Source organism: Neomoorella carbonis (genome assembly GCF_045278715.1).
In the GTDB taxonomy this organism is placed as follows: domain Bacteria; phylum Bacillota; class DSM-521; order Neomoorellales; family Neomoorellaceae; genus Neomoorella; species Neomoorella carbonis.
This window is the reverse complement of sequence record NZ_CP136420.1, coordinates 763,188-775,721: the sequence shown is the minus strand read 5'-3', so window position 1 is coordinate 775,721 and position 12,534 is coordinate 763,188. Positions and strand designations below refer to the sequence as shown.

The window sequence follows — 12,534 nt, the reverse complement described above, 5'->3', positions numbered from 1 at the left end:
ATGATCATATCATACAAACAGTTACCGCTCAAGCCGCTCCTGCTCATCCCGGTTTTATTTTCTTGAAAAGTTTCCCACATATAGCTCTTCCCAGCTCTACCGGGTCACGCCCATGCCGTTGATGATTTTATCTAGCATAGCGTCCAGGGTGGTAATCATCCTCGCCGCAGCTTCATAAGCCCGCTGGTACTGGAGCATGTTGGCCATTTCTTCATCAAGGGAAACGCCGGAAATGGATTCTTTACGGTTGGTAAGCTGGTCCACCAGGACACCCTGGTTGGTGGTCATGCGGCTGGCTTCATGGGCGTCGACGCCGAGTTTGGCGGTGAAGTTTTTGTAATAGTCGTCTATAGTTACACCTCCTGAAAGGCTTTCTTGTAAAGTTCCGTTATTTTCAACGTAAAGTTTTTGTTGTAGTTGAGCAATCCTTAAGGCATTATAACCGTTACCTGGAGCAATACTTGCAGGAGGATTCGATGTCGATGTATCTTTGGGATCAGGATAAGCTGCAGCTATCTGGCTTACATCATTACGGATATTGGGATTAACGGCAATATTACGGGCTGTGATATTAGAAATAGAATTATTGGGGTTAGATGGATCCGTTAAGGCAACAAAGAAGTTTTCATACGTGTCTACAGTTCCAGCATTACTATCAACTTTTTGGCCGCTCAGGTTGTAACCTTCTTTATGAAGGTTATTTATGTTTTCCGCCAGGCCCCTGGCGAGAATGTTTAACTTAGCTAGGTAAGTGTTTACATCACTAAAAGCTTCCTGCAAGCCTTTAATTTCTCCGCGACTAAACTGAATCTCAGACGTATTGGATGTAGTATCACTTTCCATATATATTTTTGCATTATAGGACTTAATCTTATTAATTTTACTTTGGTCATTAGCTACCTCAACTAAATAATTCGTAGATAGGCCTAATTTTACCTTAATCTGCCCGTCAAAAACTTCCTTCCCATTAACTGTTATAGTATTAGGTTCCACTTGAAAATCAATTATCTTACTTAACTTATCTAGAAGCAGATCTCGCTGATCCATCAAATCATTAGGCTGGTCGCCGGCGGCGATTATATTTTTTATCTGGCCGTTTAAGTCGGCAATCTGCTGAGCGATGGAGTTTATTTCGGTGACCTTTAACTTAATTGTTTGGTCGATATCATTGATGATTGTTTCTAGCTGCTGGGCGCTGTGGTTAAAGGCCTCCGCCAAAGCGCTGGCAGTCTCGACGACGGTGGTCCGCACCGGGGAGCTTTCCGCGTTCTTGGCCAGTTCCTGCCAGGCGGCCCAAAACTGGCTCATCAGGGTGCTTAAGCCCGTGTCTGAAGGCTCGTTAAAGACGATCTCCACCTGGGACAAGACGTCCTGGATCTGCTGCCACATACCGAGGGTGCCGGTTTCGCGGCGGATCTGAGTATCTAAGAATTCGTCCCGCATACGGCGGGTTTCCTGGCTGTCGACACCGGTGCCGATCTGCCAGCCCTGGCCGCCGGGATGGTTCATGGAAGGGACGGGATAGGCGGGCAGGGTGGCCAGCACCACCCGCTGGCGGGTATAACCATCGGTGTTGGCGTTGGCGATATTGTGGGCAGTCGTGTAAATGCCCCGCTGCTGGGCCTGCATGCCGCGCAGGGCAGTGTTAAAACCAAAAAATGTTCCTGGCATCGTTCTTCACCCTTTACTCCGGGACTAATCAGCCGTGCCGGCAAAACCCCGCACCCGGGATGCGGGGCAGAACTTATCTACACCAACCGGTCCATGAGAGCGGGGGCAGGACCTTCCGGCAGCAGCAAGGTCAGCATCTTATGCACATAAGCCAGGGACTGGCGCGCCAGCAGGCGGTTCGTTTCGTTGACTTCCTGGAGTTCCCGCACCGCCTGCCTCAAAAGGCTGCGCAGTTTTTCTGTTTCCTGTGTACCGGCCTGGCCGACCGTGACCCGCTGTCGTTCCTCTTCCAGGACCGCCAGGCGGCGGGCCAGTTCTCCTTTTCTCCCGGAAGCTTCCCGGATGGCCTCTATATTGTCGGCCACCAGGGCGTCCTGCTCCTGCCGGCACACTGCCAGCAGTTCCCCGACCACTTCCAGTTCTGCCTGCAGTACTGCCGCCAGTTCCCTCACCGGCCCATCTCCTTCAACATGGCGCCGGCCAGCTCTTCCAAGGATACTTTATAAGTACCCGATGCTACGGCGGCACGTATGGCCTCAACCCTGGTGGAGCGGATGTCCTCTGCCCCCGCCAGGCGCGTTTTTAAATCGTTGATCAACCGGCTTTCGGGTGATAGCTGGACACTATCTTCCTCCCGACGGGCCTGAGCGGGCCGGTCGTTGCCTTTGACCCCCGCAGCTTGCTGATAGGCTGCGCACACCCGGTTCCAGGATACCGGTCCCTGTCCCGTAATCTTCAAGCACTTACACCCCTGTTCGATGTTTTTCAGCTTAGTTATAATCTCTATATCGGTAAGTTAACAATGATCTTTACCCGGCCGTGCAGTCCATGTTACTGCCGCTCACTCTGCTTTGTTTTCACGGGTAGTTCCCCGGCCGCTACGGCCGCCGTCCTGGCGGCGGCTTTATTTTCGTCGCGGACGGCGGCAAGCAGCTCTTCGCGGACGATGGGCACCTCCGGCGGGGCGTCTATCCCCAAACGGATTTTATCCTGGTCGATGCTGATGACCGTTACTTTTACCCTGCCGTCGATGACGATGGCTTCGTTGACCCGCCGGGTTAAGACGAGCACGATCTACCGCTCCTTTATCATGGCCTCAGGCAGGTGTACCATCCCCGCCCTGCATTAGTCTTCCCTTTCCAGGCAACCGTCTCTCCACCTGCGTACCTGCCGCTCCCCTATACCCACCGACGCCCTTCATCCTTTGTCACGAAACAGGGGGTGCCGGGTGGTATATCTGGTACCCTCCATGATAAACTGCCGGCCCAGGCGGGCGGTCCTGTTGATGACCATTGGAGCCACCAGGTTGGCCGTCATGCGCCGGACGTCGCCGTCGGGGACGGTCACCACGGCCAGCACCAGAACGTCGGCAGCGTCTTTAATCTCCAGTTCTCTCTGCAGGCTGTCCGGTATCTCCACTTCATAGCCGGGGAAAAAGAGAAAAGGATCCACCAGGAGAAAAGCCACTTCCGGATCGCTCACGGCCTGGAGCCAGGTGAACGCCGGGTTGTCCGGGATGGGATAGAAAAAAAATTGCCTTAAACCTTCAAAAGCAGGGATGCCCTGGGCGAAAGTTAAAATTTCCGCCGGGTTGACTTCCACCATACCGAAGCGCGAGGTTGGCACCAGCACGACTATCTCCACCTTCTGACGCCGGGTGATTTTAACAGCCCGCTTTACCCCGGGCGCCGCTCGAAGCTTCGGCCGCCCGGGTCCTTTGAAAAACAAACGCAACGGCCGGCACCTCATGCCCCTGCCGGCCGGAACGCACATTTTTATATGGGTCTCAGGAGGTTATCAGCGCAGGTAGTCGATGAGGCTCGGCTGCAGGACCATGGCCCCCGTGGCCAGGGATGCCCGGTAGACGTTTTCCCGGTTTTTATAATTCATCACGGTTTCGGCCAGGTCGATATCTGCCAGCTTGGACATGGTCGTGGTGAGGCCGATCTGGGTATCATCCAGGCGGGAGGTGGCCATCTCCATGCGGTTGCTCTTGGCGCCCAGGGTGGCGCGGATGTTGAGGAGGTGATCGATGGCCTGGTCGAACTTGCTGAGGGTAGATTGAACGTCGGAATAAACACCGTTATTTAGACCATCTCGCAGATCACTTAACAATTTAAATATAGAATCTTTCCCCCCCGCACCATTATCAATAACGTCTTTAAATACTTTTCCACCGTTTTCATTAACGGCAACAACCACTCCCGGGGCAATTTCCCAATTTAAATCTGCCAAATTACCGTTATACTTTACAGGATAGTCCTGACTATTCCTATCACTGATCTTTTCAAACGGCGTTGTCGTCGTCTGACTGCCGCCAAATACGTACCGGCCGCCGTAAGAAGTGTTGGCGACCTGCACCATCTCGTCGAGAAGCTGATCTACCTCCTGTCCCAAAGCCTGCATGGACTCACGGGGCATCGTACCATTAGAGCCGTAAACCGCCAGCTCCCTGGCCCGCTGGAGCACATCCGTGGCCATGCCCAAAGCGCTTTCGGAGGCGTCGAGCCACCCCTTGGCGTCTTCCATATTCTTTTTATACTGCTCATTGGCGGCGATGGAGGTCTTAAAGGCCAGGATCCGGGCGACGACGATGGGGTCGTCGGAAGGGCGGTTGACCCTTTTGCCGGAAGCCATCTGTTCCTGGGTGCGGGCCATATTCTCCAGGTTGCGGTTGATATTGCGGATAACGTTCTGCCCGAGCATGCGGTTGGTGATGCGCACCTTTATTCACCCCGTATTTTCAGCCTCTTATCTCTATATCGGTAAACCGGGGAGGAACTTTACCGGGCGCGCACCTTAAAGCTACAACCAGTACTTCGGGTATCTCCTGTGGGGCGAAAGATTGTTGACCAGGAGGCCGATAATTACCATGATGACCGCCCCCGCCGCCACGGGCGTCAGTATGTATATAGGAGAAGCGCGATTCAGGACCGCCCCCAGGGCCGTGGCCCCACCAGGCGGATGCGTAGTTCCGGTAACGAGCATCAAGACAATGGCCAAAGACGTGGCCAGGGCCGCCGACCACCAGGTGAGGCCAAAAAAATAATAAATACATACTCCCGTAGCAGCCGCGATGACGTGCCCGCCGATAACATTGCGGGGCTGGGCCAGGGGTACGTCGGGTACGCCGTAAATGAGAACGGCAGAAGCGCCAAAGGAAAGGACCAGGAGGGGCATATGATAGACCAGGGAGAGGCCGGCCACCGCGCCGATGCCCAAAAAGGCGCCCAGCCACGAAACAAAAAGATCCACCGCCGGGGGAACGGGCAGGGAAATCGTCCGCCTGCCCCCTTTGATCTTTTCCCAATAGCCCGCCGCAGGTTTGCTGCTGCCGGTGCTGATAGAAGTATCCCCTTGCACGGCTCGGACACCTTCCTCCAGGTTTAGAATGTTCTTTTGGCAGTCTATTCGCTATTCCCCGGGGTTATCCTTCCAGGGCGATGGTCTATTTTTAGAACATTCTGCCTGGATTTTTGCCCAACCGTTATAGCATAAGGGCAACGGTATTCCTTCAAGTTCCAAGCAAACTTCACTGTGTCGCCTTTTGGAAAAGGCGGCCTCTCCGACCTCTGCCGGTAAAGACCGCCCCTCTGTTTGTGTCCAGCCGCTTACGCTCAGTCAATTGTACCACCCTACGAGTCTTCCCAGATCAACTGCCCGGTGATGTCTTATTCTTAAGCGACCGCACAAATGGGCCAAGCGAAGTGTGCAGCAGGGCGTTGACCAACCTTTCGTCAGCCGTGATGAATACTCCGTTTTTGGCCACGGCCAGAGCGATATACAGGCTGTCATACAGCGTCCGCCTGTAGCCGTAAGCGATCTCAAAGGCGGCGGGAAGTAAAGCCTGACTCCCTGCAACACTGGCAGGGAATGCTTTAACCATAGCCCCTAATATCTTGCGGGCATCTTCCTCACCGATTTCTCCACGCATGCACTTTTTCCAGAGGACGTTGCCCACTTCCGCATAAATCAAATCCGGAGCCCATAAACGGCAGTCGCCTTTTGCCGCCCTTTCCAGAAGTTCCACTGCCCGTTCCGAGCAGGGTTCAGGAATGTACCATTTAACAGCAACACTGGCGTCTACGACAAATATTTTCACCTTTCCCTGTCCTCTCTGATTAAATCGACGCTGTCGCTGTAGTTTTTCATTTTTGCCTGCAGTTGTTTTCTTATCTCAGCGGCCAATTTGATGCCGTCCAAGCTTTTTTCCCCCGCTGCTTCTTCCAATATTTTGTGCAGTTCCATTTGTAAGGACCTGCCGTTAGCAGCGGCCCGCTGCTTAAGTGTGCTTAGAACCTCCCGGGATACATTGCGAATTAGAATGTCGGGCAAAGTCAGCCCCCCTTGCTATCATTTTGATAGCAACATTATAGCATTTGCCCAACTAAACAGCAACCAATCAAGACCTCCCCTCACCTGCTTCGTATTTCTCCCTGGCCTCCCGGGACAGCGCCTGGAACTGGTGCCAGACGTATTCCGCTTCCTTTTCCTGGCCCCGAGCCTTTAAGCAGTCGGTATAGCCGGCTATGATCTGTTCGTTAAACAAATCTTTCATGGTGCAGGGAATAGGGCATGCAGTAGACCGCATTAAAAATAAAATTATGGTCGGCGGCAAGTTCTGCCGAGATCTGCCGGATAAACTTTTTGAACTCTTCTTCGTCAACATCATCTTGTTCCTCTTCAAATCCCAGCAGCAAATAACCCGGGACGCGGATAGAACGCAGATGCTCTTTGGCCATGAGCAGATTTTTTAACTGTTCGATCTGGATTTTTAGTTCTGCCGGTTATGCGGCTTCTAATGCCTTCTCCTCTTCCTCCCTAACAGCGGGCCCAGCCGCTCAGGATCGGGAGGCGTTTCCCTTTCGCCCATCGCCAGGCCGCACATATACCCCAGAGTAGCAAGGATCTCCCGACCGGCAGCGGTATATGTTCCCGGCCCAACTACCCGGTTCAGGAGGGGCGACTGGCTTCTCCCACCCGGGAAAGGCAGCACTTTTATATTTCCAGCCGCTGCCGCAGGGACAATTATCGTTTCTTTCAACCTGGTAAAAATTGTCGCTTACATATGAGTTCTGGCTCTTCCTCAAGCGTCAAGACACTGCCAGCCAAACTGGGTAAAATGATTATCAAAGGCCAGAGCTACATTCAGCTTTAGTCGTTCCATGACAGCAAAGGTAGTAGCATCGGTATAAGAAAAAGACTTATCTTTGTATGCAATTATGATTTCCCTGGCTCGCTTCTCATCTTCTTCTTTAACACGTTCAATTTTCCAAACCAAATTTTTTAACCATTCACGGGCCAGTTCATGACCTATACGGCTCAAAATTAAAGCATGGGTTTCAGCCAAAATAAAGTTTGTTAATATTAAATCAACATCCTTTTCGCTTAATTTCTTAAAGAGATTCTTAGCCTTCTCATGCAAATCGTCCGAACGGTCAATAAGGGCATAAACAGCACTGGTATCTACCATTATTTTTTCCATCTTTCTACTTCACCTTCAGCCAGGTAATGATCATGTTTGGCAGCGACATCTTTAAGGCCACTGTTGCCGGCACCAACTAATTTCCATATAGGGTCTTCTTTACTCAAGGGCTTCACTGGCTGGACTTTTTTCAAACGTATCTCATCTTCATCAACCAGGATGGTCAAATAATCGCCTGCCTTCAGGCCCAAAGTTTCTCTGATACTTTGGGGAATAGTCATCTGCCCTTTACTAGTTAAGCGCACTAAGGGGTTGGACATGAAGCATCCTTCTCCTTACTTCCAGAAAGATTTTCTTACCAGAAGTATACCATTACTAGCACTATAATTGCAAGCAAAATCCAAGTTTACTGTGGAGGGCATCTCCAAAAAATACTACAGGGCCTAGCAGGCCGGGAGCGACAGGCTTCACACGGTCGCTTTCTACATGGTCCTAATCTCAGGACTATCTTCTTACTCGCTGGTCACCGCCTGGGTGAAATAGTCGCGGGCCCAGCCGGGACGCTATTCCTCTTCCGCTCCCACTGCCAGGCGGAGTAGATGATGCCCTCCAGGTCATCGTGGACCGGCACCCAGCCGAGGCGCACGCGGATTTTCTTAGCATCCGCCACCAGCACCGGCGGGTCGCCCGGCCGCCGGCCAGCTGGTGCTCCAGGCCCAGCACGTGGGCTGTCACCATCTGATTGAGTATCCCATAAAAGGTAATAATCCGGGTCATAACCATTCTGCTGAAGTATATGTCTCATTCTAGGCAATACTTATAAAAAATGATGAAAGCCATATTCCGATGGGCTACAGTTGGAGAAGCGGCAAAGCCTCCGGCCCTGCCGCTTCCCGGCTGATGCTTTTAGGATTGCTGTTGGCCCGGGGGCAGGAAGGGCGTAGCCGGGGCCTGGCCGTTATGGCTGGAAAGGTACTTGATATACTGGGCCAGGTAGTAATTCATCCCCGTCAGCGGCCGGCCGCGCACGGCCGCGTTCCACATGGCCCTGGTCTCAGGGCTCTCTCCCTGCCAGCTGGTCACCGCCCGGGTGAAGTAGCCGCGGACCCTTTCCTGGTTCTCCGTATTGGGGTTCATGGGCACAAAATAGCGCCGGGCATAATTGATCCCCTTCCATTTGGCAAAGACCAGGGCCTTCCCCAGGGCGCCGCTGGCATCCAGGGACATCAGGGGCGCCGTCACTTTAGCCATGGTGTCCACCTCCTTTCACCCCTCATTCTACCAGGGGCTAAAGGAAGTGGCTAATTTCGTAAGCTGCCAGGAATACAGCTACCGGTAAACGTTATCGTCAGGATGCAAAGGATTTCCTACCAGTTTAAGTTCCCTGCCCGGAAAAAGTTTGCCGTATCGCGAGAAAATATTAGAGTTGTTACAGCGGTATGGCTGCGGCAGGCACGGCCGGCTGCTGGTACAGTAGGACTTATCCCTGGTGTTAAATTGAACTTAACTGGTTAGTACGAACATCACCGTACCATCGCCGTACCCCCTCCGTTTAATGAACGCAGAAACAATAAAGCTATATTTAACTACCCGCCCTGTTTTCCCCAGTTGCCTCGCACGGTGGAGGAGGCAGTTAGTGTACCGAACCCGTCTTGTTTTATCATAAATAAATTTAATATGATCAGATCATAATTTTTTGTTCATGAAAGAAGGGAAAAACGTTGGACATTATAAAAACTGTTAAACTGGGCACGAGATGTCAGATGGTGTTGCCTGCTGAAATAAGAAAACAGCCGTTGCTTCGACTTTGACGCTTCTCGAACTGTTAGTCAAACCCAAATCCCTGGGTCTGGAAGAAGTCTGCGAGCAGTATATTACCACACTAAAATCTTACCCCAATTTGCAGCTGATCGATTTTAACCTGGAAATTGCCGTTCTGGGGGCAGAAATCCGCGTTAAATACCGGGTGCGAACTCCTGACGCCATTCAACTGGCATTTGCTTTAGCATCAGATGCCACGCTATTTTTCACAAATGATCTGCAGTTCCGGGGCCGGGCCTTTGCCAATATATTAAAAAAATAACCCTTGCTCAACCCAGGCCCTCTCAAGTAAAATAAAGAAAAACAGGAGCAGCCGCCAATGCCTGTCGACCACGACCGCTTGTTCAAGGAACTGCTGACCACCTTTTTCCGGGAGTTTATGGAGCTCTTCTTCCCTGCGGCCCATACCTTAATCGATTATACGAATATCAAGTTTTTAACCCAGGAGGTCATTACCGATATTACCGCCGGCGACAAGCACTACGTTGATATCTTGGCGGAAGTTAAAATCAAAGGAGAAGACGGCTGCGTCCTGGTCCATATCGAGCCCCAGGCCTACCGGCAAGCCGACTTCGCCCGGCGCATGTTCATTAGGTGCTGCCCATCGCTGTCTTTGCCCATGACAGCAAGGTAGAAGAAACCAACCGGCACGAAGTAGAGTTTCCTTTTCTCAAGGTGTTGCAGTTCGAGTTTTACAAAGTACAGCTCAAGAGACTCCCCTGGCGGCAGTACTTGGGCAGCAACAACCCGGTAGCGGCGGCGTTGTTAAGCAAAATGGACTATTCGCCCCGGGAGCGGGTACAGGTAAAGATCGAGTTTTTACGCCTGTTGACACGGATGCAGCTGGACCCGGCGAGGATGGAACTGATAACCGCCTTTTTTGACAGCTATCTGGTGCTGAACGCCGAAGAAGAAAAAACCTTGCAAGAGAAGTTGCCGGAAGAACTTCAACCCGAGGAGGTGCAAAGGGTTATGGAATTAACCACATCCTGGCATTTAAAAGGTTGGCAGCAGGGCCGGCAGGAAGGCAGGCAGGAAGGCAGGCAGGAAATACTTTTAAGACAGCTAAGGAAACGCCTGGGTGCCATTTCTTCTGAAGTGGAAGCGAAGATAAAGACTTTATCAGTGGAGCAGCTAGATGACCTGGCGGAAAAAATATTGGACATCACTAGCGAGGCTGAACTGTTGAAGGTCCTTGATATTAAACATTGATACGCCCTTTGGATAGAGGATTACCCTTATTTTGTAAGATGGCATAACATTTCCTTCTCCACTGCCGAATCCTGATAACCATGGAGGAGAAAGCTGATTAGTTCCTCTCCCAGGGGTAGTTCAGGGCTCAATCCTCTTAATTTCCGGAAACTTATCAAAATGACGATCGTAAGAATATATCTCCATCCGGTTTCCAGCTTCCATTCCGGCGGCAACAAAGGCATCCGTCCAATCAACGTTTTTTTCTACATACCACTCCAACGCTTTCCTGGCCACCGACTTGCTGGAAAGCCGCATACCCCGGAGCTATAAAAGAGGAGGTTGACGATAAAACTTTTCCAATGTCCATACTACGTCAGCAATGACCAGGTCGGGTAAAAATACTTGCTCTGCCCCGCTTTCAACCCTTTGTAAAAGGGCTGAACACCGCTCAGCCTTCTCCTCGTTATCATTTAAAAGAAAACGAAGTATGATTTTGGCGTCAATCGTCTTTGCCTTCCCCGGCAATTTCGCTGGCTACCTCCCCCATGGCATGCTGACGTACCGCTAAAAAATCAGTCTTTATCCGCGGTAATAATCACTCGTTGTTCCTTTATTGCCCAGTCGATAATCTCTTCATCAGATAAGCAGCAATCCTTACTCCTTACATCGGCTACATCATAACCCATTTCTTTGAGCCAAAAACTCAGTTTGCCGCCAGCACATACGTCAATTAGAAATTTCAACGGGCTACCTCCACATTTACAGCTTCCAGGCTTTCATTGGCGACTAAAGCGCGAGCATAAGCTAAACAAGCTCTAATATCATCGGGTTCCAGGTCAGGATAATCTTCCAGAATCTCCTTAATTGTTACCCCTTGTTCGAGAAGGGCCAATATGTTTTCCACTTTAATACGCATACCCCTAATAATTGGTTTACCACCAAAAATAGATGGATTGATAATGATTCGTTTTAATAATTCTGCTTCTCCCATCTTTTCATTCACCATCCCCTTAATTCTAGAGTCAATTGCCTCCCAGTCTATATTATACCCTGCGCAGATACTTAATTTCCACCCCGTAATAAATACTAATAAATAATGCGCTCCAGGCTTATGCTGGTTCCAGGGTTTCAACTTTATGTCAAGAGAAACAAAAAACGCTCCTGCTAGGAAGCGTAAATTGCGCGTATAATGCCTGCTTATTTCCAGGCGCCGGCATTACGGAAAAGGCTAGCCGCCCACAGGAAAGCATTCTCGTAAATAATGTCCTTGTCCAGGGGTTCGAGAAGGGCTACCTGCTTTATGCGCGCATGTACCTCCTGGACAGATACCAGTTCTACCGGCATTCCCTCTTCCCTGGCTTTACTCACTGTTTCAAGCACTAATTGGTTGGGCGGCAGGAAACACCAGATCTCATAGACTACCTGATATTTCATTTCCATTTGCAATGCTGCAAACTCTGCATAGCGTTGGAGAGCAGCAACTTTTTTCTGCACCCGGCGTAACCTTGTTTGCAGTTTCTCTTTTTCTGCAAAGTGGTATGTACTGGAAAAATCCATGCCGTAAAATTCCCCCGGTTTATGGGCAAAGGCCACTACCGGGACAATATTTTCCCCGGGAATATCAAGGCTTACTGTACAGCCTTTCACCAGTTCATAGTAGGCCAGGATAAAACCGCGTTCAATATCTGCCTTCAGGTATTTAGGTAATTTACGCGCCATATTATCCTCCATATTACCTTACGGTTTTTAACGCCTGGTTTACGAATTCCAAATCAAATTTTTCTGGATCAAAGTCTTCTCCGGCCCAGGCCCGCATCTCTTCATATTGCGGGTGTCCTGGGTTCCCAAGGATCTCCAATAAATCAGCATAACCCCAGGGGCCGCCACAATCTTCGGGCGGGCAGGCGCGCCGGCCATTCAGGCATACCGGATAGCGCTTCCCCGGATCAGGCGACAGGATCTTTTCTACGATAATTTCATGCTCCCAGCCGTCGCCGAAATCATACTCATAAATAAATCTTTTCTTCTCTTGGCCGACTACGTCTTTTAACTTTCGCCGGCGGGCATTTTTCACTTCAATTAAGCCTTCGTCATCCGGATCGCTGTAATAGGTGCCGTCGATTACAAACTGGTAGAGGTGGTAATTATACCAGCCCATAACTACCTGCAGGATTTTATGCAGCCTGTATAGAGTGATGTTACCAGGCACCTGTACCCGGCGCCAGATGGGTGGTTTAATCCTTTTTAAAGTAACCTTAAGTTGATAAATGTTTTCATCAGCAAGAGCACTGCATCTGGCCATTCCTGATGCCTCCTCTGTGCAGACTGTTTAGATGACTCATTGCAGTAGCCATAAAAATAACCTTGCCCGGCCATGCCCCGTCAGGTAAAATGCCAGGTAAAAATTAGTCTGCATATCCTTG

The 12,534-nt window shown here is 50.7% G+C and carries 24 protein-coding genes; 3 read left to right on the top strand and 21 right to left on the bottom strand.

Going from position 1 to position 12,534, the window contains the following annotated elements:
• Positions 1 to 96 precede the first annotated feature (96 nt).
• The 16 genes from flgK to MCACP_RS03875 form a co-directional block, all read right to left on the bottom strand.
• Positions 97 to 1,671 carry a flagellar hook-associated protein FlgK gene (gene flgK, locus MCACP_RS03950; RefSeq protein ID WP_406678082.1) on the bottom strand — a complete coding sequence of 525 codons (1,575 nt, stop codon included), beginning with the start codon at positions 1,669 to 1,671 and terminating at the stop codon, positions 97 to 99.
• Between the two features lie 77 nt (positions 1,672 to 1,748).
• Positions 1,749 to 2,123 carry a flagellar export chaperone FlgN gene (gene flgN / locus MCACP_RS03945; RefSeq protein ID WP_406678080.1) on the bottom strand — a complete coding sequence of 125 codons (375 nt, stop codon included), beginning with the start codon at positions 2,121 to 2,123 and terminating at the stop codon, positions 1,749 to 1,751.
• Complete coding sequence (gene flgM, locus MCACP_RS03940) at positions 2,120 to 2,410, bottom strand: flagellar biosynthesis anti-sigma factor FlgM (RefSeq protein ID WP_406678079.1); 291 nt, start codon at positions 2,408 to 2,410, stop codon at positions 2,120 to 2,122. The genes flgN and flgM overlap by 4 nt, the downstream gene beginning before the upstream one ends.
• Before the next feature lie 92 nt (positions 2,411 to 2,502).
• Positions 2,503 to 2,742 carry a carbon storage regulator CsrA gene (gene csrA, locus MCACP_RS03935; protein WP_406678078.1) on the bottom strand — a complete coding sequence of 80 codons (240 nt, stop codon included), beginning with the start codon at positions 2,740 to 2,742 and terminating at the stop codon, positions 2,503 to 2,505.
• A gap of 126 nt (positions 2,743 to 2,868) precedes the next feature.
• Positions 2,869 to 3,399, bottom strand: coding sequence for a flagellar assembly protein FliW (gene fliW, locus MCACP_RS03930; protein ID WP_406678077.1), 531 nt, complete (start codon positions 3,397 to 3,399; stop codon positions 2,869 to 2,871).
• A 69-nt stretch (positions 3,400 to 3,468) separates the two neighbouring features.
• Positions 3,469 to 4,395, bottom strand: a complete 927-nt coding sequence (flgL, locus tag MCACP_RS03925; RefSeq protein WP_406678076.1) for a flagellar hook-associated protein FlgL — start codon at positions 4,393 to 4,395, stop codon at positions 3,469 to 3,471.
• An 81-nt stretch (positions 4,396 to 4,476) separates the two neighbouring features.
• Positions 4,477 to 5,034: an HPP family protein gene (locus MCACP_RS03920; protein ID WP_406678075.1), complete on the bottom strand. Its 558-nt coding sequence runs from the start codon at positions 5,032 to 5,034 to the stop codon at positions 4,477 to 4,479.
• Between the two features lie 289 nt (positions 5,035 to 5,323).
• Positions 5,324 to 5,773, bottom strand: coding sequence for a type II toxin-antitoxin system VapC family toxin (locus MCACP_RS03915; RefSeq protein WP_406678074.1), 450 nt, complete (start codon positions 5,771 to 5,773; stop codon positions 5,324 to 5,326).
• Complete coding sequence (locus MCACP_RS03910; protein ID WP_406678073.1) at positions 5,770 to 6,006, bottom strand: FitA-like ribbon-helix-helix domain-containing protein; 237 nt, start codon at positions 6,004 to 6,006, stop codon at positions 5,770 to 5,772. The genes MCACP_RS03915 and MCACP_RS03910 overlap by 4 nt, the downstream gene beginning before the upstream one ends.
• 67 nt (positions 6,007 to 6,073) lie before the next feature.
• A complete protein-coding gene (locus MCACP_RS03905) occupies positions 6,074 to 6,229 on the bottom strand; it encodes a hypothetical protein (RefSeq protein ID WP_406678072.1) in 156 nt (51 codons plus the stop codon).
• Complete coding sequence (locus MCACP_RS03900) at positions 6,213 to 6,413, bottom strand: hypothetical protein (protein ID WP_406678071.1); 201 nt, start codon at positions 6,411 to 6,413, stop codon at positions 6,213 to 6,215. Before MCACP_RS03900 ends, MCACP_RS03905 begins: the two co-directional genes overlap by 17 nt.
• A gap of 99 nt (positions 6,414 to 6,512) precedes the next feature.
• Positions 6,513 to 6,761 (bottom strand): SEC-C metal-binding domain-containing protein, encoded by a 249-nt coding sequence (locus tag MCACP_RS03895; RefSeq protein ID WP_406678070.1) that lies wholly within the window; start codon positions 6,759 to 6,761, stop codon positions 6,513 to 6,515.
• A complete protein-coding gene (locus MCACP_RS03890) occupies positions 6,758 to 7,144 on the bottom strand; it encodes a type II toxin-antitoxin system VapC family toxin (protein ID WP_406678069.1) in 387 nt (128 codons plus the stop codon). Before MCACP_RS03890 ends, MCACP_RS03895 begins: the two co-directional genes overlap by 4 nt.
• Positions 7,144 to 7,401, bottom strand: a complete 258-nt coding sequence (locus tag MCACP_RS03885; RefSeq protein WP_406678068.1) for an AbrB/MazE/SpoVT family DNA-binding domain-containing protein — start codon at positions 7,399 to 7,401, stop codon at positions 7,144 to 7,146. Before MCACP_RS03885 ends, MCACP_RS03890 begins: the two co-directional genes overlap by 1 nt.
• A gap of 218 nt (positions 7,402 to 7,619) precedes the next feature.
• Complete coding sequence (locus tag MCACP_RS03880; RefSeq protein ID WP_406678067.1) at positions 7,620 to 7,901, bottom strand: hypothetical protein; 282 nt, start codon at positions 7,899 to 7,901, stop codon at positions 7,620 to 7,622.
• Between the two features lie 101 nt (positions 7,902 to 8,002).
• Entirely contained in the window at positions 8,003 to 8,347 is a 345-nt protein-coding gene (locus MCACP_RS03875) for a hypothetical protein (RefSeq protein WP_071541301.1), read from the bottom strand.
• A gap of 556 nt (positions 8,348 to 8,903) precedes the next feature.
• Here MCACP_RS03875 and MCACP_RS03870 point away from each other — a divergent pair.
• Genes MCACP_RS03870 through MCACP_RS03860 form a run of 3 tightly spaced genes read left to right on the top strand, consistent with a single transcriptional unit; the run spans position 8,904 to position 10,129 of the window.
• Positions 8,904 to 9,179, top strand: a complete 276-nt coding sequence (locus MCACP_RS03870) for a type II toxin-antitoxin system VapC family toxin (protein ID WP_406678066.1) — start codon at positions 8,904 to 8,906, stop codon at positions 9,177 to 9,179.
• 57 nt (positions 9,180 to 9,236) lie between these two features.
• A complete protein-coding gene (locus MCACP_RS03865) occupies positions 9,237 to 9,551 on the top strand; it encodes an Rpn family recombination-promoting nuclease/putative transposase (protein ID WP_406678065.1) in 315 nt (104 codons plus the stop codon).
• Entirely contained in the window at positions 9,512 to 10,129 is a 618-nt protein-coding gene (locus tag MCACP_RS03860) for a DUF4351 domain-containing protein (protein WP_406678064.1), read from the top strand. The genes MCACP_RS03865 and MCACP_RS03860 overlap by 40 nt, the downstream gene beginning before the upstream one ends.
• A 306-nt stretch (positions 10,130 to 10,435) precedes the next feature.
• On the opposite strand, the gene MCACP_RS03855 is transcribed toward MCACP_RS03860, so the two are convergent.
• The 5 genes from MCACP_RS03855 to MCACP_RS03835 form a co-directional block, all read right to left on the bottom strand.
• Positions 10,436 to 10,636 (bottom strand): hypothetical protein, encoded by a 201-nt coding sequence (locus tag MCACP_RS03855; RefSeq protein ID WP_406678063.1) that lies wholly within the window; start codon positions 10,634 to 10,636, stop codon positions 10,436 to 10,438.
• A gap of 47 nt (positions 10,637 to 10,683) precedes the next feature.
• Complete coding sequence (locus MCACP_RS03850) at positions 10,684 to 10,854, bottom strand: DUF5615 family PIN-like protein (RefSeq protein ID WP_406678062.1); 171 nt, start codon at positions 10,852 to 10,854, stop codon at positions 10,684 to 10,686.
• Positions 10,851 to 11,117: a DUF433 domain-containing protein gene (locus MCACP_RS03845; protein WP_273175572.1), complete on the bottom strand. Its 267-nt coding sequence runs from the start codon at positions 11,115 to 11,117 to the stop codon at positions 10,851 to 10,853. Before MCACP_RS03845 ends, MCACP_RS03850 begins: the two co-directional genes overlap by 4 nt.
• Before the next feature lie 191 nt (positions 11,118 to 11,308).
• Positions 11,309 to 11,830 (bottom strand): hypothetical protein, encoded by a 522-nt coding sequence (locus MCACP_RS03840; protein ID WP_406678061.1) that lies wholly within the window; start codon positions 11,828 to 11,830, stop codon positions 11,309 to 11,311.
• A 13-nt stretch (positions 11,831 to 11,843) separates the two neighbouring features.
• The gene (locus MCACP_RS03835; RefSeq protein ID WP_406678060.1) at positions 11,844 to 12,413 is read right to left on the bottom strand and encodes a plasmid pRiA4b ORF-3 family protein; all 570 of its coding nucleotides are present in this window, start codon (positions 12,411 to 12,413) and stop codon (positions 11,844 to 11,846) included.
• Positions 12,414 to 12,534: the final 121 nt, after the last annotated feature.